We start from the raw sequence: 26,709 nt of genomic DNA, 5'->3' as shown, positions 1-26,709 counted from the left end.
ACTTTTATGTATCCTGTTCTTGACGCAATAATACCACTAACGGTAGTCTTGTGTTAAGAACAGGATACATTCAGAAAGGGAGAGGTAGATGGTTACTACACGTTCACAACTCGCTCAGCAAATGAAGGTGCGACCAAATGGAATTGACCGCATGATTCGGGAGGGGACGTTGCCCGTTCCGTCTGGCCTAGCGTCAAGGACGCCTTACTGGGATGACAAAGTGCTTGATGACTGGTTCTCTCACCTCCAGCCGGAGCAGTCGGCCTATGCTCCTGCTAAAGGTGTTGGAACCTGGGAGTTCCAACGATTCAATGCGTATATCTGTCCCGTTGTTCAGGGAACCCCGGACACAGCAGGTTGGATTAGCTCTCGTCGCCCCAGCTATCTAGCTTTAAGTCTTGAAAAATACTCAGCTATTCAGGTCTTTGAGGTGCTCTGGATGGAAACCCAAAGTGGGGTTAGGGGAGAAGGCCTTGTGCGGAAACAAGGTGATACCTCTGTTTACAGTGCCCCGTGGAAGGAAATCCAAGAAACACGACAGGACATAGATATACCCCTTGTTTATTTTCAGCTGAATTCGGACAGTATTGGTGAAGTGGAGCTTGAAACCTCTTTTCGTCGCGGCGGCACGATTGCGACCAGCCACCTTTTCGAAGCAGTCGAACGGGGGCGTGCTACTGGTTTTAGGGGTGGCAGGGTCATTTACTAGGGAGGCCTAAAAGCCTCCTTAATCTAGGGAAGTGGGGGGCGGCGTCCTTATCTCTATGCGCTAGCTGCGCCTAGCGCAGGGTCTCACCAATCTTCAGATGGACGACCGAGGGGCCGCTGGTAGCAAGAGCCTGCTGGACGGTCTCTGCCAGGGTCTCCATGGTGGCTGAGAAGCCGGTAGCGCCGAAGCCCTCGGCTAGCTTGACCCAGTCGGGCTGTACCAGGTCCACAGCCACAGGGGCGATGCCGCGGTCGCGCTCGTTCTGGCGGATCTCGCCGTAGCCGCCGTTCTCCACACAGATGATGGGCAGGTCGAGCTGCTGCTCAACGGCGGTCATGAGCTCCTGAATGGCGAACATGAGGGCGCCGTCGCCGAGTAGGCAGACCACAGGACGCTCGGGGGCGGCTACCTTGGCGCCAATAGCGGCAGGCAGGCCGTAGCCCAGGGTGGCGTAGGTTGCCATGTAGAGCAGGGAGTTGGGGCGGGCCGCCCGGTAGAAGGTGGTGGTGCCCATGTAGGTGACCTGGGAGGAGTCACCGGCGATGATGGTGTCCTCAGGCAGGATCTCCATGATCTTCTCGTTGAGCTCTGCCAGCTCGGGAGCCAGCGCCCGTCCCTCGTTGTCGAGGGCGTCAAAGATGTTTTGCAGGTCGCGGGGCTCGCGGGAGCCGGGGGCCAGGCCGAGCTCGGCGAGGGCGTCCAGAAGCTGCGGAATGACGGCCTTGGAGTTGCCCGGCAGCTCAATGTCGGGGGTGATGTTGGTCAGCATCTGGTCACGCGTAATATCGATGCGAATGACGGGGCCAGCGGGGCGGATGTCGCCGTCCCAGAGCTCTGCTTCACCAATCTTGGAGCCGATAATCAGCATGGCGTCGGCCTCACGGCAGAAGGCGTGGGCTGCGCTCAGGCGCAGGTCGGCGCCGAGGGAGAGGCGGTGCTTTTCGGGGATGGCGCCCTTGCCGTTGACCGAGGTGATGACGGGAGCTTCCAGGGTTTCTGCCAGGCGGAGCAGGTCGGCTGCTGCGCCGATAGAGCCGCCACCTGCGACGATGATGGGTTTCTTTGATTCAGCCAGCATGCGGGCTGCTTCACGCACGTCGTCGATGGGGGCGGGCTGGGGCTTGCCGAGGGGGCGGGCCTGCAGGATAGCGGGGTCGAGTTCGACGTCGCGTTCGAGCACGTCGAGGGGTACTTCGATGTGGATGGGGCGCGGACGGTTGTGGGCGAAGGAGCGGAAGGCGTTGTGGATGATGTCCACGGCTTCTTCGGCGGAGTTCACGCGGCGGGAGAACTCGACGATGGAGTTGACGGCGCCGGTGGGGTTCTTGGTCTCGTGCAGGGCGCCGATGTCACGGAATTCGTGGCCCACGGGGCGGCCGGGGGACAGGATAATCATGGGGCGCGACTCGGCGTAGGCGGTGGCGGCACCCGAGAGGGAGTTGAGCAGGCCGGGGCCCGAAGTGGTGATGACGACGCCGGGCAGTCCGCGGGTCAGCGACCAGCCGTCCGCCCCGTAGGAAGCACCCTGCTCGTGGCGGGTGGTGACGGGGTGGATATCGAGCTCTTCGAGGTGGCGGTAGAACTCGAGGTTGTGGGTGCCGGGAATGCCGAAAACGGTGTCGATGCCGTAGCTGCGCAGGGTCGCCAGAATGGCGTAGCCGGCGTTGCGGCGGGGCTCGGTGGTTTCACCGGAACGGTCGGGGAGTGAGGGGTGAGTCATGGGGGCCTTTCGTGGGCGCGGGGTGCGGGCTTCCGCTTTAGCATACGGGGTCAATGCATAGATATGCGGGATTTTCGTGCCTGAAATGTTATGCGGAGCACAGTATGTTTATGAGTGGACGCCCGTGGCGGCTTGGCTGCATCGGGTGGCTCTGGTGGCAGATGCCCCGTTATGGTTTCATGCTGCGTCATAGAAAGACATTGAGGGCAAATATTCAGTAGACTGATTAAACATTTGCAGTCAACTCCCAGGACACCATGCCTACTCGTCACGCTCATCTTCTTGCCCTTACAACTCTCTCTGCCCTCGTCCTGACAGGGTGCTCAGCTACTCCAGCTGATAACTCTGCGAGCGAAACCGCCACCCCCACAACGGCCGTAAGCAGTTCTGTAACCCCCAGCCCCACACGCAGCGCTAGCGCGACGGCGTCCTCACTCGCTCCTACCGCATTGGCCGCTACCCCCTCGGCAAGTGCTAGCGCGACCGCGTCCGCCTCCGTGCAAGCCCAACCGCGGGCTAACGCCCCCAAGAGCGAGGTACTCGGTGGCGGCGACCAGATTTTTGCCCACCGCTACGTGGCACTCTACGGCAACCCCGGCGGCCCGTCCCTGGGAGTGCTTGGTGAGCAGGGACCGGCTGAATCTGTTGCTCGCGTCAAAAACCTTGCCGCTGAATACCAGGTGCACAGCGACGAAAAGGTCATCCCCGCCTTTGAAATCATTGCTACCGTGGCAAGCTCTGCCCCCGGACCTGACGGCGACTACTCCGATGAGGCAACCATAGACAGCTTGCGCCCGCTCATCGACGAAGCCCGTAAGAGCGGGGTTTACGTTATCTTGGACTTCCAGCCCGGTCGCAGTACCTTCACCGAGCAGGTCAAGCAGTATGAGGAGTTGCTCAAGGAACCCCATGTTGGCCTGGGTATCGACCCTGAGTGGCGTATCTACCCCGGCCAGGTGCACCTGCAACAAATCGGGACCGTCGATGCCTCAGAAATTAATGAAACCCTGGACTACCTGGCGGCTCTGACCGATAAGCACCGCCTGCCCCAGAAGATGGTGGTGTTGCACCAGTTCACGCACTCCATGATTACTAACCGGGCGACACTCGATACGAGCCACCCCGAACTGGCCCTCACCCTGCATGCAGACGGTCACGGCACCCCCGAGCTCAAGGACTCAACCTACCAGGAGCTCATTCGCAATCTCGACCCGGCTATCAAGCCCTCGTGGAAGAATTTCTACGACGAGGACACCCCCACTCTGACCCCCGCCCAGACCTACGCGTTGACTCCCAAACCCTATGTGGTGACCTACCAGTAAATACGGCGGGGTGTGCAGGTTTCTTGGGCTCTGTGCAGGTTTTTCTGTGCACAGAGCCCAGGATGCCTGCACAAGCTGATGCTATGGTTCGGCAGGTATCTCCACTAGCCGGTACCAGCGTCCGCTTGCCCCGGTTTTGGCCCAGGCAGGGAAGAAGTGGGGGGGCTGAGATATGCCCATCGGCCTCGACTGTGCTGTGCCCCGCTTCACCTAGTTTTTCGAGGGAGCGCCGCAGGCAGGCCTCTAAGAGCAGCTCCCCCTGATCAGGGGCTGGGGTGGTCGTCTCTCCGCAGAGTTCAGGCTGGTCACCGGGAAAAACCGCTATGACCGCGTGCACCTGCCCGGCGGCATCCACCGCGATTGATGAGTAGTCGTTGTAGGCTTCGGCGGCATGACGGGCCAGCACCGGCCGGTGGTCGCCCGATACGGGGTGCCAGCTGGCGTGCGTCCACTCATAAAAATCGACGTAGGCCTGTTCAAATTCCGGGTAGCTTACGCTTTGGGCAGAGTGGACGGACGCGTGCTCCCGCAGATTCTGCGCCGAGTCGGTGGGCATAGTGGCAGGTGGCACCATCTGAATAGTCTGGGCGCCCAGCGAATCAGCAAAATGTAGGGTTGCTTCGCCCAGGTAGTCACGCATGAAGAAGGGTAGGGGTGCGGACGCCTGTGCCCGCGCCTGCTGGTAGAGGGCAGTACCTATACCTTGACGCCGCAGATGGGGCGCCACCGCAAGCTGGAGTTCATAGCGGGTGTGGTGGGCGCGGGCCGTCCACCAGGCAACAATCCCTACCAGCTGCCCATTGCTATGCGCCAGGAGGCAGCGGGTGTGGTTATCGCGCGTGAAATCCTCAAAATACACGGCTTGCGCCCAGTCGGGTAGTTGCTCCCGGTGGTTGGCCGGGGCGCTGGAGAAGGTCAGCTGCATACTAGCCATTCAGCCGCTCCTGCCAGGCATTCATTACCTCGGGCGAGGTGGGTTTGGTGGCCAAGGACGCTACCACATACACCACCAGCGACACTGCCAGGCCGTAGTAAATCGGCTCGTTCGCCAGCACGCCAAAGATCGGCATGCACCCTAGGGTCACCAGGGAGCCTGCCGCCATAGAAAGCGCCGCACCCATACCTGTGCCGCGCTTCCACACCAGCCCGCCCAGGATTGCAACCATCAGGCCGCCCACCAGGATGTCGTAGGCAATGGTCAAAGAGGTCACGGTGTCGGTCAAGAAGATGGCAATAAAAGTAACCAGCACGCCCAGAACCAGCAGGTACAGGCGGTCAGCCTTGAGAGTGGCATCGGTTTCCTCGCCTTCCTCAAGCGCAGGGCGCCCGGTGATAAAGGGAATTACATCTACACGGGCTACGGTGGCAGAAGCAATCAGGGCACCCGAGGCCGTTGACATCATGGCGGCCACACCGGCGGCCAAGACAACCCCTCCCACACCCGCAGGCAGGTAGTTCTGCGCAAGAGCTGCGAAGGCGTCGTCCTGGCTCTCAAGCTGAGGAGCTAGCACCGCAGCCGCCATACCGATCACCGCACCGGCTACGCCGTAGAGGGCGATGTAGATACCGGCGCTCGCACCGCCCCAGCGGGCGACCTCGGGGGAGCGGGCTGAGAAGACACGCTGCCAGATGTCCTGGCCAACCAAAATACCCAGGGTGTAAATCACGAACATGGTGATGATGGAGTTCATGCCCATAGAACCTAGCTGGAAGAACTCGGCGTCCAAGCGTTCAGTGAGGCCCTGCCAGCCGCCAGCCTGGCTCAGCGAGAAGGGCAGCATCAGCAAGAACATGCCCACGGTCATAATCGCGAACTGCATCATGTCGGTCAGGGTAATGGACCACATGCCGCCCAGCAGCGAGTAACCAATGACCACCAGGGAGCCGAGCAGAATAGCCCAGGTGCGATCCATATCAAACATCACGCGGAAGATTGAAGCGTAGGCGGCGGTTGAGGTCACCGCAATCATGACGGTGTATGCCAGCATGACAATAGAAGAAACCTGGGTCGCTCGTACCCCATAGCGTAGGGAAAGCATTTGCGAGACGGTATAGATCTTGAGCCGCGAGATAATGGGCGCAAAGACTAGGGAGAGTAGTAGAACACCCGCCGCAATAGCCACGACCAGCCACATACCTGACAGGCCATAGGTGTAGCCCAGGCCCACACCGCCCACGGTTGAGGCCCCGCCCAGCACTACCGCGCTCATGGTGCCGGTATAAAGGAGCGGGCCCAGGCGGCGACCTGCAACACGGAAGTCTTCGGTACTGTTGGCGCGGCGCTTGCCGAGGTACCCGAAGAAAACGAGGGCACCGAGGTAAAGCAGGATAATGGCGAGGTTCATGGGTCGCCATTCGTGGTGATACGGCTTTAAGGTCGTGATGTAGCATACGCGATGGTTGTCACATATAGAAATTGTTGGTGAGCCTAGGAAGGCGTTTGTAGATCCCCCGCTGACCTCGATACGAGGAATACCTAATAACCGCATAAAAGCGTTGCACACCAGGGGAATGGCGTGCAACGCTTTTGGGGTTCAGCAGAATACTTTTACCTATCGAGCACCGTGTAATTGATAGGTGCGTTTTCCCTTAGTTCCTTGTTGGCTTTCTCCACCTTAAGCTGGGTGAGCAGGAGAAGAATGATGAGGTTGACCGCTGCCGGGATCCATAGGTACATGATGTAGAGCATCTGTAGTGCAGATTCTGATTGCTCCGGTGCGTTAGCGACGTAGCCGCTGAAAGCGAGTAGCCAGCCAGCGAGCGCAGTGCCTACACCGCCACCGATCTTGACGCCCAGTGAGGTTGCGGAGAACATGGTTCCATCTACCCTCTTCTTTTTGGAGAGGAAGGTGTATTCCGAGGCTTCAGCGATGAGTGCGTTGATGGTGCCCTGGAGGGGGCTCATTCCGATGGAGGCAATACCGGAGAAGACCAGCATCAGGGGGATATTGCCCATGTAGGCTGCCACGATTACAAGAACGCGGGCAACGAACGCGATGATGTAGCCGATGACGTTGATTTTGTACATGCCTTGGAATTTTTTCACCACGATGGGGGTGAAGAGCAGGCCAATGATGAGGGGGACGTTGATAGCCCAGGCGAAGGGGCCGAGGAGCTTGGCATCACCCAGGATATAGGTCATGAAGTAGATGCCCATGCTCAGTGTAGTGTTGAAAATTTGGTTGAGCAGGAAGACTGCAAGAATCAGGAGATAGAACTTGTTGCTTCCGAGCAGGCCGAGGGATTCTTTGAAGCTGTACTTCTCGGGAACAGGGTTGTTCCTCTCGTGAATGATGGGGATAGCCTGGGTTTCTTCTTCAAGGACTGATTTGGGGAGCTCCTTGACGGAGAAGACGGAGAGGGTATTGACGGCGAGGCCGATGAGGGCGTAGATGATGGCGATGGTGCGCCAGCCTTCTGCGCCGCCGCCGAACATTTCGACGCCTTGAACGGTGATGCTTTGAATGAGGAGGCTGGTGCCGAACGCAAACATGAAGCGGGTTGAACCCATCTGTACGCGCTCGTTACCGTTCTTGGTGATGAGTGAGGTGAGTGCGGAGTAGGCAATGTTGTTGGCGGTGTAGAACACGCCGTTGAGGAGGGTGTAGGCGATGAAGAACCAGGCGTACTGGGCGAAATCACCGAGTGATGGCGGAATCGCGAAGATGGCGATAATCATTGCGGCGCAGCCGACGTAGCCCCAGAGCATCCAGGGGCGTGCTTTACCCATGCGGGTGTTGGTTTTGTCGATCATTGCCCCAAAGAAGAGGTCGGAAACGCCGTCAAAAATCTTGGAGGCAAGAATGAGGGTGCCGATAATTCCTGGGTTGAGTCCTACCGTGTCGGTAAGGTAAATCATCACGAATGATGCGAGGAAGGCGTAGACCACGTTGCCGGCAACATCGCCGGAACCGTAACCTACTACGTTGTACCATTTCAGGTATTTTGTTTCTTTCATTGTGTTACCTTTTGCCTGTTTCTCGCGCTATAGGGTAGGGGCGAGAGTGAAACCGAAGTTGATGTTTTGTGCGTTGAGTTTGTACTCGTCTAAGACTTCGGGGCCGCAGCTGTTGGACCCGATTCCGTTGTGGGCGTAGTCGAGGCAGAGGACTGTTGAGTCGGCTTCGACCAGCTCGAAATTATGGTTTTTGTTCGTCAGCTCTTCCTGCGTGTAGTGGGAGGCGCTGAACGAGAAGGGGTGTTCGGAGGCTACAGAGAGCTGATGGTGGGGGCTTGATAGGTGGACGTAGTCGCAGTCGAATCGGCTACCGTTTTCCTGCGGCATGATGTAGTCCTCGTGGAGATCTTCGACGGAAGATTGGAAGGTGCCGTGGTAGCTTGCTTCGTGTTTGTCGCTGTAGCTTTCATGGGGACCCATGCCGAAGTACTCAACATCGGCAAAAGACTTGTCGAGGAAGAGGCGAACTCCGAAGCGGGGGAGATCGGGGAATTCTGGGGCGCGTTCGATGTTGAATCGAGCGGTGATTTTTCCGTCGTTTGTGATGTTCCAGAGGACGGTGCCGGTGAAGATGGGTTGCACTGTGGGGGCTACCATGCTCAGGGTGCAGGAGATGGTGACACCGTTTTCGGTGTGTGTGTATTCGCTGGTGTAGACCCTTGAGTAGGCCTGGTGGTAGTGCGCTTCTGCCCATTTGAGTTTGATGTACATGTCATTATCTGTGGGTGCCCGCCAGATATTGATGTTCATGGGCTGGGTGAGGAGGTTGTGGTCTTTGGTGGAGAGCTGGTCGAATACACCGGTTCGTCGGTTGAAGGTGTAGGTGAATCCATCGCCTTGGACGGTGTAGTGCTTACCTGTTTCGGTTACAGCGAGGTTCTGTGCGTTGTTGGTGGTGCCTAGAATATCTAGTGCCTTGGCATGGGTGGGGTTGATGGTGTGGACGGGTACTTCGTCGCGGCCGAGGAAGAGGCCTGTGGGAAGTAGGGGGAGGTCCTTCTTGAGAATGTATTCGATGTGGAGGTAGCAGCGTCCGCTGGTGAGCGAAGGTGCCTCAAGGTTAATGGTGGTTTCTTGGTGGGGGAGGAATGCCTGCTCAAAGTGGTAGGTGCCTGATGCTACTTCTACGCCGTCCTGGCTGAAGGTGTATTTCAGTTCTATGGCTTCTTGTGCGTCGGTGAAGTCAAGGTAGTTCTTGAGGGTGAGGGAGCCGGATACGGTGTCGAAGGAGACGACTCTGAGGGGACGGTAGACGTTGCGGTATTCGAAGAGACCAACGTGGGGAGTGCGGTCGGGGTAGACAAGGCCGTCCATGCAGAAGTTTCCGTCGTGTACTTCTTCGCCGTGGTCGCCGCCGTAGAGGTATTTGGGTGTGCCATTTTCGGTGGTACCAGCGTAGATGGCGTGGTCGCACCATTCCCAAACGAAGCCGCCGCACATTGCCTGGTTCTGGTCGATGACCTGGAAGTAGTCTTCGAGGTTGCCGGGGCCGTTGCCCATAGCGTGGGCGTACTCGACGAGGAGGAAGGGCTTATTGGGGTTGCTGTTGAGGTACTGTTCGATGTCCTCGAAGGGCGGGTACATGCGGCTGTAGAGGTCGATGTTGGAGTAGTCGTAGCGGCGCTTTTTGTCGTCGTAGTAGGCGCTTTCGTACTGGGTGATTCGGGTGGTGTCGTAGGACTTGACCCAGGCGAGGGACTCTTCGAGGGTAACGCCGTAGCCGCATTCGTTACCTGCTGACCAGGAGACAATGCTGGGGCGGTTCTTTTCGCGGAGCACGCAGAGCTGGACACGGTCGAGTGTTGCTTCAGTCCATTCTGGGTTGTCTGAGATGCGTTCGTTCCAGTGATTTACCTGGTTGTCGAAGGAGCCATCTTCGAGGTACTGGACCTGGGGGCCGTGGCTTTCGTTGTCGGCTTCGCTCATGACGAGGAACCCGTACTCATCGCACATTTGGTAGAAGTAGGGGGAGTTGGGGTAGTGGCTGCTACGGATAGCGTTGAAGTTGTGCTGTTTGATGAGTCCGAGGTCGCGTTTGATGTGGTTGTAGTCCACGGTTGGGCCGGTGACGGGGTCGGAGTCGTGGCGGTTTACGCCGCGGAAGGTGATGGGCTTGCCGTTGAGCAGAATGACATTGTGTTCAATGCGAATGGTGCGGACGCCCACGCGTTCGGTGATGACCTCGTCCTGGGTTTTTAGGTGGAGGGTGTAGAGGTAGGGGTTTTCTGGGTTCCAGGTGTGGGCGTTAGGGATATGAAGGGTTGCTGAGTGAGTGAAGTTGGGGTTGGCAGCACTGGGTGTGAGCGTGGAGCTTGCTACCTCTTCGCCTTCAGCGTTGGTGAGGGTGAGCGTGGTGTGTGTTTCTTGGCTGAGGAAGCGTGCCGCGATGTTGAGGGTCGCGTCGCTGGTTTTTTCGTTGAGGTTAGTGGTGATGAAGTAGTCGTAGAGGGCGTGGCGGGGGCGGCTGAGAATGTAGACGTCTCGGAAGATGCCACTCATGCGGAATTTGTCCTGGTCTTCGAGGTAGGAGCCATCGCACCACTTGTAGACGAGTACGGTGAGGCGGTTTGAGCCGTTTATGAGGTATTCGGTGATGTCGAATTCGCTGCTTGCGTGGGATACCTGGCTGTAGCCGATGTAGCTTCCATTGACCCAGAGGTAGAAGCATGAATCAACGCCTTCAAAGGTGAGGTGGGCGAGCGGGGCCTGCTGATCCTGGGCGTACTGGAAGTCTAGAGTGTAAAGACCGCAGGGGTTTTCGTGGGGTACGAAGGGTGGGTCTAGAGGGAAGGGGTATTTGAAGTTGGTGTACTGGTGGGTGTCGAAGCCCTGGGTTTGCCAGGCGCCCGGGACGATGATGGGGGACGCGTCGGTGTGGGCGTATGCGGCAGTGTGGAAGTCCTGTGGTAGTTCGGAATCGTCGTTGAAGTAGGAGAACTGCCAGGTTCCATTGAGGTTGAGGAAGCGGTCGGAGGACTCACGGTTGTTCACCAGCGGGCCCATGTCATGGGAGGCAGGGACGTAGTAGGCCCGGGGGGCGAGGACGTTCTCGTGGAGAACGTTGAGGCTCTCGTGGTGCTTGGTGGGGTACATGCTCTCTTGTCCTTCCTGATGGAATTGGCTGAACCTCGGGTCCTGTTGCTATCGAGAGGGCTGAGGTTCAAACCCTACGGTGTTCATATTAGTTCAAAATTGTTGCTTTGTGTAGATATGTGAACAAAAAATCGTTCCTTTTTGTTCAAAAGACTCATTTTGAGCATGTTTCAGCTCTGGAAATGCTTGTTTTTGTTTGATATTGTTCAGTTTAGAAGAAGTCGTTACAACCGGAATGAGGTTTAAGTGCTGGCTCAGCAACGCCACAACGCAATCGTTGCAAAAGTACAGGAAAAAGGCACTGTTCAGGTTCAAGATCTGGCTGGCCTGCTGAATGTATCTGCGATGACGATTCGCCGTGACCTGGCAGAACTAGAAGAACAGGGGTTACTGAGCAGGGTTCACGGAGGTGCAACCATCTCTGAATCTACCCATGAGCCAATCTTTGCTGAGAAGACCACGCTCAACGCAGAGTCGAAAGCAAAAATTGCAAAGGCCGCAGCCCAGCTAGTCCGCAGCGGCCAGTCAATTGCAATCGGCGGAGGGTCAACCAGCGCACGCCTTGCCCAAGAAATAGCTGCCCGTACAGAGCTTGAGAACCTCACCATCGTCACGAACTCCCTCCCCGTCTCTGACTTCTTCCACGGGTTAGCTGATACAAAGAACAAGCCCAAAGTGCTCCTTATCGGCGGTGAGCGCACACCCTCTGACGCCTTCGTTGGACCGCTTGCGGACGCAACCCTGGCAAACCTCAACATCGATGTTCTGTTTCTGGGTGCTCACGGGGTGACTCTGAAAGGCATGTACACCCCCAACATGAACGAGACCAGTACTAACAGAACTTTTATCGCAAACGCCCACGACACCGTGGCTGTTTTCGACTCCAGTAAATGGAATGTGGCTGGGCTATCCCGGTTTGCCTCCTGGGCAGACATCGACACCGTCGTCACCGACGAACTCACCCAGGAACGACACAACTTCCTATCCGACAACGTAGCTAAGGTGATTACCGCATGACCAACGTAAAAGTTACTAAAGGAACCCTCGCAGACGGGCGAGAAATCATCTTCTTCGATGACTCTGAACCCTACGTCTCAGGCCGGAAAACCCGAACCATCCGCGATACCCGCCCCCTGGAACCTCGCACTCTGCCTCCCCACGAAGCTGCCTGCGTGCGTACCGACCCTCTGACCGGCGAATCAATTGCTATCGCCGCTCACCGCAACAACCGAACCTTCCTGCCGCCTGCTGATGAGGACCCCCTGGCACCTGCTGGCGTAGGAACCGTACCCGGTGAAATCCCGGAAGAATCCTACGACGTTGTTGTCTTTGAAAACCGTTTCCCTTCACTGCAAGGGCCGCTAGAGACCCTCCGAGACGAGCCCCTTTTCAAGGAGACCACACCAGGCGGCCGTTGCGAGGTTATCAGCTTCACCTCAGACCAGTACGGTTCTTTTGGCTCCCTCAGCTATGAACGGGCACGCACCGTTGTAGAAGCTTGGACCCACCGCACCAAGGAGCTCTCAGCCCTCGACGGAGTCGTACAGGTCTTTCCTTTCGAAAACCGTGGAGAAGAAATTGGTGTAACCCTGCCCCACCCCCACGGTCAGATCTACGCCTACCCCTACATGCCGTCCTATACAGCTTCTGTTGCACGGCGAGCAGACGCATGGGCATCAGAAACCGGTGGAGACCTCCTGGGAGATGTTCTCGCTGCGGAACTTGCAGCAGAAGAACGAATCATTAGGAAAACCGACTCCTTTGTGGCGTATGTACCGTATGCCGCCAAGTGGCCTGTAGAACTTATGGTCATGCCCAAACGCCCGGTTCGTGACTTCACAGAACTTACCGAAGCAGAAAAAGACGAACTCACCGAGCTGTACCTAGACCTGTTGCATCGACTCGACAAATTCTTCGAAGGGGTAGACAAACTCCCCTACATCTCAGCCTGGCACCAGGCCCCCATCATCGGCGGAAAAAACGTCTCACGCATGTATCTCCACGTTTTCTCCCTCCTGCGTGCCCCCGGAAAGATGAAATACCTGGCTGGCTCAGAATCCGCTATGGCCGCGTGGGTATCTGACACCACACCCGAGCGTATCGCCACCCGATTCAAAGAACTTGCTTCTGACGCATAAAGGAAACACACCATGCCTGCTATCTGGAAGAACACCGTACCTGCACAGACACTCCGCAAGAACGTCGAAGACCGCTTCTATACTTCCTTTGGGGAAGCCCCTTACGGAGTGTACTCAGCCCCTGGGCGCGTCAACCTTCTGGGCGAACACATCGACTACTGCGGTGGCACCGTCCTTCCCTTTGCCCTCCCCCAACGCACCTTCGTAGCAATGACCCCCCGCCAAGACGGAAAAATTACGGCAGTCACCGCTCAGGGTGATGCCGGTTCAACCGCCCCTGATAACAATACTGAAACCGTTCAGTTTGCTGAGGTGGGCACCCAGCCCCTCTCCGGCTGGCTCTCCTACGTTGCAGGTGTTCCCTGGGCTATGCAACAGCAAAAGCAGGGCGATTTTGCTGGTTTCTCGCCGGAAGGGTTCGGCGCCAACATCGCCATCGACTCTTCCGTCCCCCTGGGTGCAGGACTCTCATCATCAGCTGCCCTAGAGTGCGCTGTAGCTCTCGGTGTTGACGACCTGCTAACCGCCCAACAGCCCACTAGAGAACTTCTCGCCAGCACCGACCAGGGACGTGCCGCACTGGCCTCAGCCTGTATCCAAGCAGAAAACGACATCGCAGGGGCCTCAACAGGGGGCATGGACCAGTCAATTTCCCTCCGTGCAGAAGAAGGCTCCGTCCTCGCCATCGACTGCCGCGACTTCTCCACCCGCCCTCTTACCATCGATGTCGCCTCAGCCAACCTCTCCGTACTCGTGATAGACACCCGTGCCTACCACAACCTCTCCGACGGGCAATACGCCGCCCGACGGGCAGCAACCGAGGTTGCCCGCGAAGCCCTGGGCGTGAACTACCTCCGAGACGCTTTCCAAGGAACCCCCACCCTCAAAGAAGCCCAAGAACTCATCGAACAGTGGGATAACAACGTAGACTCCTACAACCTGCCCGACGGAACAGACCGGGCAGTAATCCGTGATGCCCTACGCCATGTCTGGACCGAAATTGCCCGCGTTGAAGAATGTATCGCCCTCTTCGACAACGTAAACTCACCAGCCGATGACGTATGGGAAAAGCTCGGTGAACTCCTCAACGCCTCCCACGACTCCCTCCGTGACCAGTACCGAGTCTCATGCCCCGAACTAGACACCGCAGTGAACGCCGCCCGCGAAGCAGGAGCACTAGGAGCCCGCATGACAGGAGGTGGCTTCGGTGGCTCTGCTATTGCACTGGTTCCTACTGAAAACCTGACGAACCTCGCTGAAGCAGTTGCAGAAGCATTCGACCGTGAAGGCTTCAACCCCCCAGAGTTCTTGGTAGCCACCCCCTCCCGATCCGCGGAGAAGGAGTAAGACCCCATGTCCACCTCCACCCAGAACCAGCTACAGGGAGCCGCAGTCACCCTCAAACACTCCGGCTACCAAGCAACAATTACCGAAGTCGGTGCAAACCTCTCATCGCTTACTTCCCCCAAAGGGCGCCAGCTCGTACTCCCCGCCCCACCACACAAAATACGAGAAGCCGCCCGAGGCGCCCTCCTCGCCCCCTGGCCCAACCGCATAGCAGAAGGCCGATACACCTGGAAGGGCGCCGAGTACCAGCTGCCCATCAATGAACCCACCCTTAGAAATGCAATCCACGGACTCGCTGACTGGACCCGCTGGGAACTCAACCAAGCAATTAACACCCCCGACTCATCATCAGTCACTGCCAATCTCCACCTAGTACCCCAACCCGGCTACCCCTTCCCCCTCAAACTCACCGCAACCTACACCCTCACCGCCCAAGGGCTCACCACAACCTTCACCGCACTCAATACTGGAGAAACAACAGCCCCCTACGCCCTCGGCGCACACCCCTACCTCATGGCAGGCACAGAACAGGAAACCCCCGGCGCAGTCGACTCATGGAACCTCACTGCTCCTGTCTCTACCTACCTCAAGGTCAACGAATCCATGATTCCCACCCAGGAACTCCCCCTCACCGAAGACCTCAATCTCACAGATACACTCCCCCTCAAGGGCATAAATCTCGACCACGCCTTTGGAGGAATCCAAAAAACTGCTGGAGAAGCACACATCGTCCTCACCGCTCCCAACGGTGAAGCCACCCGACTAACAATCGGAGACGGTATCGAATGGTTGCAGTTCTATACAGACGGAACTCAGCGGCGAGCCCTTGCTGCTGAACCCATGACAGCCCCCGCAAACGCCTTCAACAGCGGCACAGACCTCATTGAACTAGAACCACACCAAAGCCACACCAGCTGGTGGCGAATCCAAGAAGACTAGGGGCAAACCGGCTGCATATAAAAGTGTGGGACTTTGCGCCATAGTGCCCTCATATTTTTTATGCCCGCCCTGCTGCAAATTTATGCACCCCCGCCCCCGCCTTGAGCGGTAAGGACGCTTGCCCCCGCCCGGGTGCCCTCGGCGGCTTGGCATAGCTTTACTAGCACCTGAATAAGTATCGGTAGCGCAGGCCTGCCAGCTGGAGAACCTGCCCCGCCGCTGCCCCGCAGGCGGGTTATAGTGGTAGCGATTCTAGTGCGCCCGGCCACACTAACCCCGGGCCCAGCCCGCACCCAACCTGCCCCGCGCACTAAGCCAGCTACCCGCGTCCTACCCCTGGAGAACCCGTGACTCAAGCTTTCTTCTCAGCTGACCCCAACCGCGTCATCGCCACCGGAGCCGACGGCGTCGAACGCGTCGGCCCCGTCAACGCCGCCGAAGTACCCCGCTGGGCCGGCCTTGCCACCTTCGCCCGCCTGCCCCGCCTGGACGAGGTCGAGAAAGCCGACATCGTCGTGGCCGGTATGCCCTGGGACTCCGGCGTCTCCTACCGCCCCGGCGCCCGCTTCGGCTCCAACCACGTGCGCGAATCCTCCCGCCTGCTGCGCCCCTTCAACCCGGCTGCCAACATCTCCCCCTTCAAGGAAGCCCAGGTGGCCGACGCCGGTGACATCATCGGCAACCCCTTCAACATCGAAGAAGCCCTCGCCATGTTTGAGGCAGGAGCCCACGAACTCACCAAGGACGGCGCCCGCCTGGTCACCATCGGCGGCGACCACACCGTCGCCTTGGCCAACCTGCGCAACCTGGCCAAGAAGCACGGCAAAATCGCCCTACTACACTTCGACGCCCACCTGGACACCTGGGACACCTACTTCGGTGCTGAATACACCCACGGCACCCCCTTCCGCCGCGCCTTCGAAGAAGACCTGCTCGACACCGACGCCCTCTGCCACGTAGGCACCCGCGGCCCCCTCTACGGCACCGAAGACCTTGAGGACGACGCCCGCTTCGGCTTTGGCATCGTCACCAGCGCGGACGTCTACTACCTGGGCGTGCAGAAGGTCGTTGAGCTCCTGCGGGAGCGCATTGGCGATAAGCCCCTCTATGTCTCCATCGACATCGACGTGCTCGACCCCGCCCACGCACCTGGCACCGGCACCCCCGAAGCAGGCGGCATCACCTCCCGCGAACTGCTGGAAATCCTGCGCGGCCTGCGCGGGCTCAACCTGGTGGGTTCCGAGGTCGTTGAGGTGTCCCCGGCCTACGACCACGCCGAACTGACCGGCATCGCCGCCGCCCACACCGTCTACGAACTCATCTCCCTACACGCCGCCGGTGTGGGCGCTGAGCCGACCTCACCGGCGTCCGGCGTTGCTGATATTACCTACGGCGGCAAGGAGTAACCATGAGCAAGATTGCAGCCCTACTGGCCGAAGCTAACCCTGCCGAAGCCCGCATCATGCGCCACTTCGCTGACCGCGCCGCCGGGTTCCGCCCGTCCGCTGTGCGCGACGTCTTCGAGGTGGCCATGCGCCCCGGCATTATCTCCCTGGCCGGCGGCAACCCCGATCTTGACCTGCTACCCCTCGACCGACTTGGGGCTATGAGCGCCCGCATTATCGAAGAAGAGGGCCTGGAAGTCCTGCAGTACGGCTCAGGTGCCGGCCTTGAAGCCCTGGCCGAGCTGGTGTGCGACTTCATGGAATCTGAGGGCGCCCGCCCGGCCGTCGATGACATTCAGATGACCGCGGGTTCTCAGATGGGTCTGGACCTGGCCACCAAACTCTTCGTCAACCCCGGCGACGTAATCCTGGCGGAGGGCCCCACCTACACCGGCGCCCTCGGCGTATTCGAGGGCTACCAGGCGGACGTCCGCCAGGTACCCCTGGACGCGGACGGCCTCGACCCCGCCGCCGTCGCTCGGGCTATTGAGGCGATTCGGGCTGAGGGTAAGCAGGTTAAGTTCCTCTACACCATCCCTAACTTCCAGAACCCCACCGGCATTTCCCTGTCGGATGAGCGCCGCGCCGAGCTGGTGCGCGTCTGCCGTGAAGCTGACGTGCTGATCGTTGAGGATAACCCCTACGGCCAGCTCTCCTTCACCGGGGAACGCCGCCGCTCCCTCTACTCGCTTGACCCCGAGAACGTGCTCTATCTGGGCTCCTTCTCGAAGGTTTTCTCGCCCGGCGTGCGCGTGGGCTGGATGGTCGCGCCCTTCCGCGTGCGTAAGTTCCTGCAGATTGCGGGCGAAGCCGTGACGATTTGCCCATCGGTGCTCTCGCAGCGCCTGGTGCTGGGCTTCATGAGCGAGGGCCTGTGGGAGTCCCACACCCGCGCCACCGCAGCCCTCTACGAGGCCCGCTGCAAGGCCGTGCTGGACGCCTGCGAGAAGTACATGCCCGAAGGCACCACCTGGACGGTACCCGAGGGTGGTTTCTTCACCTGGCTGACCCTGCCCGCCGGCGGCAAGTACGAGGACGCGACGGACGCCCTCGCCCCCGCAATCGACGCCGGTGTGGTCTTCATTCCCGGCTCGGCTTTCTACGAGCCGGTGGTTGGTTCAGATGGTGTTTCGCGAAACCCCGGTGCCAACCAGCTGCGCATCGCCTTCTCGGCGATTGAGCCGGACGCCCTGACCGAGGGTGTGAAGAGACTTGCTGAGGTGCTGAAGGGCTAGAGTTCTTTGCCGAATGCGACTTCTTTTCCCGAGTGGGTGATGTTTGAACACCCGTTCGGGAAAAGAAGTCGCATTCGTGTGTGCAGGGTTCTTGGGCTGTGTGCAGAGTTTTCCCTGCACACACCCCAAGAACCCTGAGCGGGTGGGGGCGACCCTGGAACCTGTCAAAAGATTGAACATGTGACCTGGATCTGTCAAAAAACCCAGAAATTTTTGACATATCAGCGGTTTTTGGGGCTTATATGTCAAAAAATGGGTAGATTTTGTACATGACCTGGTCTGCTGATGAACCCTACAACGATCTGCCACTGCTACCGCCAGCCGACTACGTGGAAACTACCCGCGTACTCAAGGCGGTCATTGAGGCGCGGGCAACTATGGCCGGGTTGAACGAGGCCCTGGTGTCCCTGCCTAATCCGGGTATCTTCCTGCATTCTCTTGCCCTGCTTGAGGCCCAGGCAAGCTCTGAAATCGAGAACATTGTAACTACCACCGACGAACTCTTTAAGGCAGCAACGGTATCAACGGACGCCAGCGGAGCGACCCGGGAGGCCCTGCGCTATCAAAAAGCCCTCTTTGCTGGGCTTGAAGCGATGCGGGAGCGTCAGGGCGTTATCACTGCTAACACTGCCCGGGAAATCTGCAGTACTATCCGTGACGTTGATACCCGGGTCAGACACGGGGACGGCGTGTATATCGGTAACCCGGTAACTCGCCGTCGTATCTACACCCCGCCTCAGGGTGCTGACGTGATTTCTGAGAAACTACGCAACTGGGAAGAGTTCGTGAACTCTGCTGGTAGTTTTGACCCACTGGTGAAGGTTGCGCTTGCCCATTACCAGTTTGAGGCTATCCATCCTTTCGATGACGGCAACGGGCGTACCGGGCGAATTCTAAACGTGCTGATGCTGGTATCTTCTGGGCTTTTGAGTGAGCCTATTCTTTATATTTCTCAGAGCATCATTGCCCAGAAGAATGACTACTACCGCCTCTTGAACGCGGTGACCTCTAAGGGGGCCTGGGAAGACTGGACGCTCTACATGATTGAAGCCATGAGGTTAACGGCGGTGAGCACTCTGCAGAAGATTAAGCAGATTCAGGCCTTGCAGGAGCAGGTGAAAGAACGGGCTGGCTCTCAGATGCCGGTAGGTGTAGTGGATGTTCTTTTTGAGCAGCCCTACTGCCGTATTAAGGACGTGGTGGGCCGCTGCTCGGTGACCCGCCAGACCGCAACCAAATACCTGGGGGAGCTTGTCTCAGCCGGGGTGCTGCGGGAAGAAAAAATTGGTAGGGAAAAGCTCTTTGTGAATGAGGGGCTGATGGATATTCTAAAGAGGTCAATATGATTCACTTAAATTTTTCTGAATATAATAATATTTCTTCTGACAATAAGTCGGAGGAGTATTTGCAGCTGAGAAAATTATTAGATAAAGGTCGAAAACATAATCTTTATTTAAAATTTAAAGATGGGGTAGAATTTGCTGAAAATAATAAAGGGCAGATATACACATCACTAAAAATAGTAGTCCCTCAGATTGTCGATTACTTGCTGGGTAGGGGAGTTCCAGAAGAGGCCGAGATAGGTGACTTGTATAAGGTCTGTAGACTGGATGGTTGGGGGAAGGGCGTGCCTGCGGATATAGCTATCTTGCGGAACCTTATTTTGTACCTTACCGGTGAAACTGTTGAGATAAGACGCCAACCCCCTCCTAATGAGTTCTATCAGGGATTTGATTCTGGGCTTGATCTTAGTGAAAGCTTCATCGAAATTTGGAATAATAATGTAGAAGATTTCAGTTTGAATCGCTTGAATGAATTGAGTGGAGAAAATAGTGATAGTTCGATGGAGTTAGAAAGAGCTGAAGAAAGGTGGAGGTTTACAGGTGCAATGGAGCAACACTTGAACCTGATTGTGGAAGGTGTTGCTGGCTCTGGTAAATCTCATATGCTCCAGGAACTGCGTGAAAGTGGGGTTTATGGTGAGAACGGTAGTCAAATTGAAGTAGTGGTTTTCCACCCCTCCACTTCTTATGAAGAATTTGTTTCTGGTATCCGTCCTAACTTCATGAAAAATAAAGGTGAGGGAGACTTTGTTTCTCAGGAGGGCATCTTCGTGCAGATGTGTAATTGGGCTGCCTTAAATCCCAGTCATAAGTTCCTCATATTTATTGATGAAATCAACCGCGCTAACACTGCCCGTGTCTTCGGTGACCTCATGCTAGTACTTGAAAAGAGCAAACGCCAAGAATTTAAAGACCTGGCAGAAGACGGTAGAGACGGTGCTCTCTTTGAAGCCTCTATGCAAAAAATGCCGGGTGACTACGTCCGCCTGCAAACCCCCGTCTTCAAGAATGGCAAAGAGTATAACAAGCTGGCAGTGCCCACTAACCTGCACGTCCTGGGCACTATGAACACCACTGATCGCTCTGTGGGCACCATTGACCTGGCCCTACGCCGCCGCTTTCATTGGGTATCTCAGCCTCCCTACACGGATGATGAACTGAAGACAGCTATGGAGAAGGTTGGGGAAGTTTGCCCAGATAAGGTAGCTACCTGGTACTCAGACGCCAACGCTATTTTGCTTACTGAAGTTGGTCCCGACGCCCGCCTAGGTCACGCCTACTTCTTCGGTAAAGACGGCAAGGCTGAAGCTATCGCTGAAGCCCTTGTTACCCAGCTCCTAGAGATTATCTTTACCTTTAATATCAAGGAAGATGTTCTAAAGAAAATTGGGCTTCCACCTATTAGCATGTATGTCGGTAGCAAACTCGACTACGAAGGTCAGGGTCTTGGCCGCCGTCCCATCGTTAAAGAAGATAAAGGTAAATCTCCAACAGTCGACGGGGGCAGTGACTCTGAGAACGAGGTTTCTGACAACACTGATTCTGAAAATAGCCAGGGCGACCAGTAGTCATGACCGCCTACCGCTATTTCCGTGTGAGCGGGAAGGGCAACGGTATTGGAATCACCGTGCTGAGGCTGGTGGGGGAAGAAAACCCCACCGGCCCAACCACCCTTACCCTGCACGTCCTCCCCAAAATCTGGTCAGAAGGGAATCAAAGCGACAAGGAGAAAGACTCCAAACCCCTGTGTACCCTCCCAGACCTCAGCACCTCAGAGCACGAGGGGAAAGATACTTGGCACAGCTACCTCTACGAGATGGACACCCTCCAACTTCCGGACGAATGGGCTAAATGCCTAGCTGTCGCCACCCCAAACTCCCCCGAGTTTGAAGAGGACGACCAAGAAACTGAGCTTGTACCAGATGTAAAACAACACGATGAGGAAGACGGCGAGGTAGATCCCCTCTGGGAGGAAGTCTCAAAGCCTGGCCCCGGCCACCGCGAAGTCGAACTCAAATCACTAGAGGACGACCAGGCCAAATTCATGTGGGATATGCTCTCCCACTACGACCAGTACCCCAGCAGGGTTGCCGGTCACCGCGACTTCCCACCATCAGATGCGAATCTTTTCCCCCATATTCCTGCTATACGTGAAGTTTTTTACGCCCAGTTCGTCCGCTACGCCCTTGAAGCTGTCCGCCACCGTAAACCCACCTTCCTGCCCGTCCAAGAAGAACTAGGCTTTGTGCGCGGGCGCATGGTGCCCCAGGGTTTGATAAGCCGTAAGGTCAAACAGCAACTACCCATTCTCTGCGAATTTGACGCCCTCACCACAGACAGCTACATCTGGCAGGTCATTCGTGCCGCTACCCAGCTTGCTGCCACCAGCAACAACCAAAAGACCCTGGACGCCGCTGTCGAAGTTGATGCCCACATTCGAGATGTCCGCCTGATTCAGCCTTCAACACTCCTGACGAGCAGTATCGCCGCTAATGAACTAGCTCGGCTGAGCACAGACTTGAAGAAGGCCTACTTCCTGGGACGGGCAATCATCAGTGAACAGTTCGGTATCGGTGTTGAAGAACCCCTCACAGAGGGAGGCGTCATCGCCAACATCAAATACACCACCAGTGACCTTTGGGAAAAGATTGTTGCGGGTTATATGTGGCAAAGCATCCCAGGGGCTAAGGTCCATGAGCAGGAGAAGCTCTACCTCTACTACACAAACAAGGACAAGAAGAGCCATAAGGGAAGCCCTAAGAAACCCGATATTGTTGTCTCCAAGGAGCAACAAACAGTGGTTTTTGATGCTAAATACAAGTTTGCCAAGAGTTCAATTACTGAAGCAGGCATGGGCGATCAGTATCAGCTCACCACCTACTCCTACCGGATGGGTTGCAGTGCTTTTTTGGTTTATCCTGGGTGCACCACCATCACCATTAAAGCAATAAGTGTGAAGGAGAATTCTCTGCTGCTACCCCCACCCGGTTACGGGTATCCGGACTACACAGAAGAGGGCTGGAACCGCATCGGCGTCCTTTCCCTGCCCTTTCCTAGTCCTGGTGCTGCTGATTTCAGCTTGGCTGAGGTATATCGGGAACGTATTCGTGAGATCTTTCGTGGCTCTTAGCCAGCTGTTCTTCTGAGAGTCATATCCAATTTGTGCAGGGTTCTTGGGCTGTGTGCAGAGTTTTCCCTGCACACACGCCAAGAAACCTGCACAGAGGCCTGTGCTGGGGCACCTCCCGTTAACCTCCCTGCCCCATACTGGTGCCATGCGTATTTTTGCCCACCGCGGGGCGTCCGGAACCCGCCCTGAAAACACCCTCGCCGCCTTCGTCGCAGCAGCTGACTCCGGTGCGACCTGGGTCGAAACCGACGTCGATATCGCCGCCTGCGGCACGCCCGTACTGTTGCATGACACCGACCTGGACCGCACCACCAACCTCTCCGGCCCCCTCTACGGCTACACCGCCGAGCAGCTTGCGGGTGCGGACGCCGGTGCCTGGTTTTCGCCCGACACGGCGGGGGAGCCGGTGCCCACCCTGGCCCAGCTCATTGACCTGGCCAATGAGCGCGGGCTCAACCTCAACATCGAACTGAAATCCAACGAGCAGGGGGCAGAGCGCTCCCGCCTGCTCATCGACAGGGTTAGTGAAGAGCTGGCCCGTCTACAGCCGGGCCGGGGCGTCATTGTTTCTTCCTTTAACCACCTGCTCCTGGCCGAGTTCAAGCGCAGGGCCCCGCAGTATGCGGTGGGGGCTCTCTTCGTCACCGAGATGTTCCAGCCCGACTGGCGCTCTGTGCTAGAACTCATCGACGCTAGCGCAGCCCATCTGGAAGACCGGGGTCTGACCCGAGCCACCATCCGCGCCCTGCGTGAGGCCGGGTACGAGGTTAACGTCTGGACGGTCAACAGCCCCGCCCGCGCCAACGAGCTGAAAAACTGGGGCGCCACCGGTGTCTTTACCGACTACCCCGAGCGGCTACTGCACCTTGAACCATAATTTATCTATACCCCCTTGATTAAGAAATCAAGGGGGTATAGATTTAACGAATGACCAAGGAGCAAAAGTACCGCGATGTTATCAAGGTTCTTAGGTCTCTCGGTTGGCAGAAACTCAGAGTGAAAGGCTCTCATGAAATCTGGCAAAGCCCAGATGGAGAGCGTTTTGTTGTCCCACGGCACCGCTCTATCTCACCGGGAGTAATGCAAAAGCTTATTAAGATATTGCCGCCTGAGGCTCACGACTGGAGGTAGAAAAATGCAAGAAATTAAAGCAGTGGCCCGTAAGGACGGGCGGTGGTGGCTGGTTGATATCCCTAGCCTCGATAGCGCGGGGCAGGCGGCTAAACTCGATGATGTTGAACGTGCCGCTCAGGAGGTGATTGAGCTGGTGACCGAGCAGAAGCCCGGTAGCTACAGGCTGCTCATTGACTACATCATGCCCGCTGATATCAGAGTTGTCTGGGAGGGCTCAAAAGAGCGTGACCGTAAAGCTCGTGAGGAGCAGGCTATCGCCGCTCGTCTAGCTCGGCAGACTGTTCAGGGTCTTCTCGACCGAGGGTATAACCAAAAAGAAACGGCAAAGCTGCTTGGTCTATCGAATCAGAGAGTCAACCAGCTGACTCATAGCTAGAAGAAACATACAGTAGACACAGCTGGAGGCGCTGTACGTGCCCGCTCTCACCGCCGCCACGCGGTCAGTGTGCGGGCGCTCGCACCCATGGTCTTGATAAGCTTAAATTCCATGGTGAACAAAATTGGTTTTGACCGTGAGAAGTACATCGAGATGCAGTCTCGACACATCCAGGAGCGCCGCGAAGAAATCGGCGGCAAGCTCTACCTCGAAATGGGTGGCAAACTCTTTGACGACATGCACGCCTCCCGTGTGCTGCCCGGCTTCACACCCGACAACAAGATCGCGATGCTGGAGCAAATCCGCGACGAGGTAGAAATTCTTATCTGCCTCAACGCCAAAGACCTGCAGCGCAACAAAATCCGTGCTGACCTGGGCATCACCTACGAGGACGACGTGCTGCGCCTGGTCGACGTCTTCCGAGACCGCGGCTTTCTGGTCGAGCACGTGGTGCTTACCCAGATGGAGGACGACAACGCCAAGGCTGTTGCCTTCAAGCAGCGCCTAGAGCGCCTGGGCCTGAAAGTCTCCCGCCACCGCGTCATTCCCGGCTACCCCACCAACACCGACCTGATTGTGAGCGAGGACGGCCTGGGCCGCAACGAGTTTGCCGAAACAACCCGTGACCTGGTGGTTGTTACCGCTCCCGGCCCCGGTTCCGGCAAGCTGGCAACCGCCCTGTCGCAGGTGTACCACGAGAACAAGCGCGGTGTGAAGGCAGGCTATGCCAAGTTCGAGACCTTCCCCATCTGGAACCTGCCCCTAGAGCATCCCGTCAACCTGGCCTATGAAGCAGCCACGGTTGACCTGGATGACGCTAACGTTATCGATCACTTCCACCTGACTGCTTACGGCGAGTCCACCGTCAACTACAACCGCGACGTTGAGGCCTTCCCGCTGCTCAAGGTGTTGCTGCAGAAGATGACCGGCACTACCCCCTACCAGTCACCCACCGACATGGGAGTGAACATGGCCGGTAACTGCATTACTGATGATGCCGCCTGCCGTTATGCCTCTGAGCAGGAGATTATCCGCCGCTACTTCAAGGCCCTGGTGGACGAGGCCCGCGGCGGCCTGGATTCCACCCAGTCGGACCGCGCTGCCGTGGTCATGGCCAAGGCCGGTATCAAGGAAACCGACCGCCCGGTTGTCACCCCCGCCCGTCTGCGCGAAGAAACCACCGGTGCCCCCGGTGCGGCGATCGAGCTGGCAGATGGAACCATTATCACCGGTAAGACCACCGACCTGCTTGGCTGCTCGGCTGTTGCCCTGCTCAATGCGCTCAAGCACCTGGCAGGCCTGGACGACAACAAGCACCTGCTGTCCAACGAGGCCCTGGAACCCATCCAGCGCCTGAAGACCCTGCACCTGGGTAGCCAGAACCCCCGCCTGCACACCGACGAGGTGCTGATTGCCCTCTCAACCTCTGCGGCCCACGACGAGGATGCCCGCGCTGCCCTTGAGCAGATTAAGAACCTGCGTGGCGCTGACGTACACACCACCACCATTTTGGGTTCGGTGGACGAGGGGATCTTCCGCTCCCTGGGCATGCTGGTTACCTCTGACCCCAAGTTCCAGAAGAAGGCCCTCTACCAGAAGCGCTAGGCTTCCCCGGTAGGGCTTCTGAGTAAGGACGCCGCCACCCGCTTTTCCTGCCTGAGGGCAGGGGAGCAGGTGGCGGCGTCCTTGGTGAAGGTGTATCGGGTCTAGCCGGTGTAGGTGGCGTCGTCGACGGGTTCGCCCCAGTTAACGAATTCGCCGTCCTCGTTGAAGGGGGTAACTGCGATGTGGGTCATGGGCCCGTCGCTGGTGGCCCCGTGCCAGTGGTTGACGCCCGGTTCAAAGAAGAAGGCTTCACCGGGTGTGAGGGTCTGGGGTTCCTGGCCTTCAAGCTGGTAGATGCAGATGCCGGAGGTCACCACGATGAGCTGGCCAACGTCGTGGGTGTGCCAGTTGGTGCGGGCTTCAGCCTCGAAGGTGACGGCAAGCGACTGTAGCTGGCTGCTGGGTGCCAGCGGGTGCATATAGGCCTGGCCGGTGAAAGAACCGGCAGGGGCAGGCTTGCCCTGGGGGAAGAGCTGGTCTGAGGGAAGGGATGATGCGGTCATGGGAATCTCCTGTGGTTGGCTTCTCCCATTATGACTCGCAGAAACTAAAATTTGTAGACCAGATATGTATTTTACGGCTCTCCTAGCGCACCAGGGTAGCCTGCTTGAACTCGGGGTCAGGCGCGCAGGTGACCGCGTATTTAGTGGCGGCGAGCTCGTCAATTTTGACCACGTAGTTCTGGGTCTCAAAGTAGGGTGGGATGCCGCCGAATTCCTCGACTGCGCCGGGCCCGGCGTTGTAGCCAGCTAGAACAATATCCTGAAGCGAAGCTTCATCCGATACATAGGGGGCTAGGCGCTCGGAAAGGTAGGCCAGGTAGCGGCCCTGGGCAGCGATGGAGTCTTCGGGGCTGTTGATGTCCCCCTCGCCCCAGATATCCCAGGTGCCTTGGGTGAACTGGGCTAGGCCGTGGGCGCCTGCGTGGGACTGGGCGGTGGTGACCCAGCCTGATTCGGTTTCTAGCTGGGCTGCCAGCACGCCTGCGCGGAAACCGGAAACTTGGGCGGCAGCTTCAATATCGTCCCGCAGCTCGGTGGGGGCGTAGGCCAGGTCGGTTTGCCCGCAGTAGTCCTCATAGGTAGCAGAAAGCCCCGCGACACCGGCTGTCATCAGCACAGCTGATGCCACAATCTGCCAGTGCGCGACCAGTCCTGCGCCGATGCGCAGAGCGAGGTTGGGCTTGGTGCGTTCACTTGTCATCAGGTCAAGACT

22 protein-coding genes are annotated in these 26,709 nt (G+C 57.6%); 15 read left to right on the top strand and 7 right to left on the bottom strand.

Annotation, left to right across the window (positions count from 1 at the left end):
• Positions 1 to 88: 88 nt before the first annotated feature.
• Positions 89 to 709, top strand: a complete 621-nt coding sequence (locus L6758_RS07920) for a hypothetical protein (RefSeq protein WP_237205409.1) — start codon at positions 89 to 91, stop codon at positions 707 to 709.
• 70 nt (positions 710 to 779) lie between these two features.
• On the opposite strand, the gene L6758_RS07915 is transcribed toward L6758_RS07920, so the two are convergent.
• The gene (locus tag L6758_RS07915) at positions 780 to 2,429 is read right to left on the bottom strand and encodes a thiamine pyrophosphate-binding protein (protein ID WP_237205410.1); all 1,650 of its coding nucleotides are present in this window, start codon (positions 2,427 to 2,429) and stop codon (positions 780 to 782) included.
• A gap of 257 nt (positions 2,430 to 2,686) precedes the next feature.
• Between L6758_RS07915 and L6758_RS07910 the strand changes: the two genes are divergently transcribed.
• Positions 2,687 to 3,751: a sugar phosphate isomerase/epimerase gene (locus tag L6758_RS07910; RefSeq protein WP_237205411.1), complete on the top strand. Its 1,065-nt coding sequence runs from the start codon at positions 2,687 to 2,689 to the stop codon at positions 3,749 to 3,751.
• Here L6758_RS07910 and L6758_RS07905 read toward each other — a convergent pair.
• The 4 genes from L6758_RS07905 to L6758_RS07890 all read right to left on the bottom strand — a co-directional run bounded on the left by L6758_RS07905 (position 3,648) and on the right by L6758_RS07890 (position 10,802).
• Positions 3,648 to 4,685, bottom strand: coding sequence for a GNAT family N-acetyltransferase (locus L6758_RS07905; RefSeq protein WP_237205412.1), 1,038 nt, complete (start codon positions 4,683 to 4,685; stop codon positions 3,648 to 3,650). The two genes, L6758_RS07910 and L6758_RS07905, sit on opposite strands and share 104 nt — an antisense overlap.
• Positions 4,678 to 6,096, bottom strand: coding sequence for a sodium:solute symporter (locus tag L6758_RS07900; RefSeq protein WP_237205413.1), 1,419 nt, complete (start codon positions 6,094 to 6,096; stop codon positions 4,678 to 4,680). The genes L6758_RS07905 and L6758_RS07900 overlap by 8 nt, the downstream gene beginning before the upstream one ends.
• Positions 6,097 to 6,299: 203 nt before the next feature.
• Positions 6,300 to 7,709 carry an MFS transporter gene (locus L6758_RS07895; protein ID WP_237205414.1) on the bottom strand — a complete coding sequence of 470 codons (1,410 nt, stop codon included), beginning with the start codon at positions 7,707 to 7,709 and terminating at the stop codon, positions 6,300 to 6,302.
• 27 nt (positions 7,710 to 7,736) lie between these two features.
• Entirely contained in the window at positions 7,737 to 10,802 is a 3,066-nt protein-coding gene (locus tag L6758_RS07890; RefSeq protein WP_237205415.1) for a glycoside hydrolase family 2 TIM barrel-domain containing protein, read from the bottom strand.
• 246 nt (positions 10,803 to 11,048) lie between these two features.
• On the opposite strand from L6758_RS07890, the gene L6758_RS07885 reads away from it, so the two are divergent.
• From L6758_RS07885 to L6758_RS07825, 13 genes are all read left to right on the top strand, one after another.
• On the top strand, positions 11,049 to 11,819 hold the full coding sequence (locus L6758_RS07885; protein WP_237205416.1) for a DeoR/GlpR family DNA-binding transcription regulator: 771 nt from the start codon (positions 11,049 to 11,051) through the stop codon (positions 11,817 to 11,819).
• Positions 11,816 to 12,940 (top strand): galactose-1-phosphate uridylyltransferase, encoded by a 1,125-nt coding sequence (gene galT, locus L6758_RS07880; protein WP_237186316.1) that lies wholly within the window; start codon positions 11,816 to 11,818, stop codon positions 12,938 to 12,940. The genes L6758_RS07885 and galT overlap by 4 nt, the downstream gene beginning before the upstream one ends.
• A 12-nt stretch (positions 12,941 to 12,952) precedes the next feature.
• Positions 12,953 to 14,287, top strand: a complete 1,335-nt coding sequence (gene galK / locus L6758_RS07875; RefSeq protein WP_237205417.1) for a galactokinase — start codon at positions 12,953 to 12,955, stop codon at positions 14,285 to 14,287.
• A gap of 6 nt (positions 14,288 to 14,293) precedes the next feature.
• Positions 14,294 to 15,226, top strand: coding sequence for an aldose 1-epimerase family protein (locus tag L6758_RS07870; RefSeq protein WP_237205418.1), 933 nt, complete (start codon positions 14,294 to 14,296; stop codon positions 15,224 to 15,226).
• A 386-nt stretch (positions 15,227 to 15,612) separates the two neighbouring features.
• Positions 15,613 to 16,632, top strand: coding sequence for an agmatinase (gene speB, locus L6758_RS07865; protein WP_237205474.1), 1,020 nt, complete (start codon positions 15,613 to 15,615; stop codon positions 16,630 to 16,632).
• Between the two features lie 2 nt (positions 16,633 to 16,634).
• Positions 16,635 to 17,906 (top strand): aminotransferase-like domain-containing protein, encoded by a 1,272-nt coding sequence (locus L6758_RS07860; protein ID WP_237205419.1) that lies wholly within the window; start codon positions 16,635 to 16,637, stop codon positions 17,904 to 17,906.
• A 269-nt stretch (positions 17,907 to 18,175) separates the two neighbouring features.
• On the top strand, positions 18,176 to 19,252 hold the full coding sequence (locus tag L6758_RS07855) for a Fic family protein (protein WP_237205420.1): 1,077 nt from the start codon (positions 18,176 to 18,178) through the stop codon (positions 19,250 to 19,252).
• Positions 19,249 to 20,817 carry an McrB family protein gene (locus L6758_RS07850; RefSeq protein ID WP_237205421.1) on the top strand — a complete coding sequence of 523 codons (1,569 nt, stop codon included), beginning with the start codon at positions 19,249 to 19,251 and terminating at the stop codon, positions 20,815 to 20,817. The genes L6758_RS07855 and L6758_RS07850 overlap by 4 nt, the downstream gene beginning before the upstream one ends.
• 2 nt (positions 20,818 to 20,819) lie before the next feature.
• A complete protein-coding gene (locus L6758_RS07845) occupies positions 20,820 to 22,379 on the top strand; it encodes an McrC family protein (protein WP_237205422.1) in 1,560 nt (519 codons plus the stop codon).
• Between the two features lie 145 nt (positions 22,380 to 22,524).
• The gene (locus tag L6758_RS07840) at positions 22,525 to 23,256 is read left to right on the top strand and encodes a glycerophosphodiester phosphodiesterase family protein (RefSeq protein ID WP_237205423.1); all 732 of its coding nucleotides are present in this window, start codon (positions 22,525 to 22,527) and stop codon (positions 23,254 to 23,256) included.
• 50 nt (positions 23,257 to 23,306) lie between these two features.
• The gene (locus L6758_RS07835; RefSeq protein WP_237205424.1) at positions 23,307 to 23,510 is read left to right on the top strand and encodes a type II toxin-antitoxin system HicA family toxin; all 204 of its coding nucleotides are present in this window, start codon (positions 23,307 to 23,309) and stop codon (positions 23,508 to 23,510) included.
• 4 nt (positions 23,511 to 23,514) lie between these two features.
• Complete coding sequence (locus tag L6758_RS07830) at positions 23,515 to 23,889, top strand: hypothetical protein (protein WP_237205425.1); 375 nt, start codon at positions 23,515 to 23,517, stop codon at positions 23,887 to 23,889.
• Positions 23,890 to 24,000: 111 nt separating this feature from the next.
• Positions 24,001 to 25,494 (top strand): DUF1846 domain-containing protein, encoded by a 1,494-nt coding sequence (locus L6758_RS07825; protein WP_237205426.1) that lies wholly within the window; start codon positions 24,001 to 24,003, stop codon positions 25,492 to 25,494.
• Positions 25,495 to 25,595: 101 nt separating this feature from the next.
• Here L6758_RS07825 and L6758_RS07820 read toward each other — a convergent pair whose 3' ends face one another.
• Both L6758_RS07820 and L6758_RS07815 read right to left on the bottom strand, forming a co-directional pair.
• The gene (locus L6758_RS07820; protein ID WP_237205427.1) at positions 25,596 to 25,997 is read right to left on the bottom strand and encodes a cupin domain-containing protein; all 402 of its coding nucleotides are present in this window, start codon (positions 25,995 to 25,997) and stop codon (positions 25,596 to 25,598) included.
• Positions 25,998 to 26,079: 82 nt separating this feature from the next.
• Complete coding sequence (locus L6758_RS07815) at positions 26,080 to 26,697, bottom strand: lytic transglycosylase domain-containing protein (protein WP_237205428.1); 618 nt, start codon at positions 26,695 to 26,697, stop codon at positions 26,080 to 26,082.
• Between the last annotated feature and the right edge of the window lie 12 nt (positions 26,698 to 26,709).

This window comes from Rothia nasimurium (assembly GCF_928382285.1).
Lineage (GTDB): Bacteria > Actinomycetota > Actinomycetes > Actinomycetales > Micrococcaceae > Rothia > Rothia nasimurium_E.
The sequence above is the reverse complement of the archived record's forward strand: the minus strand, read 5'-3'. Positions and strand labels throughout refer to the sequence as shown.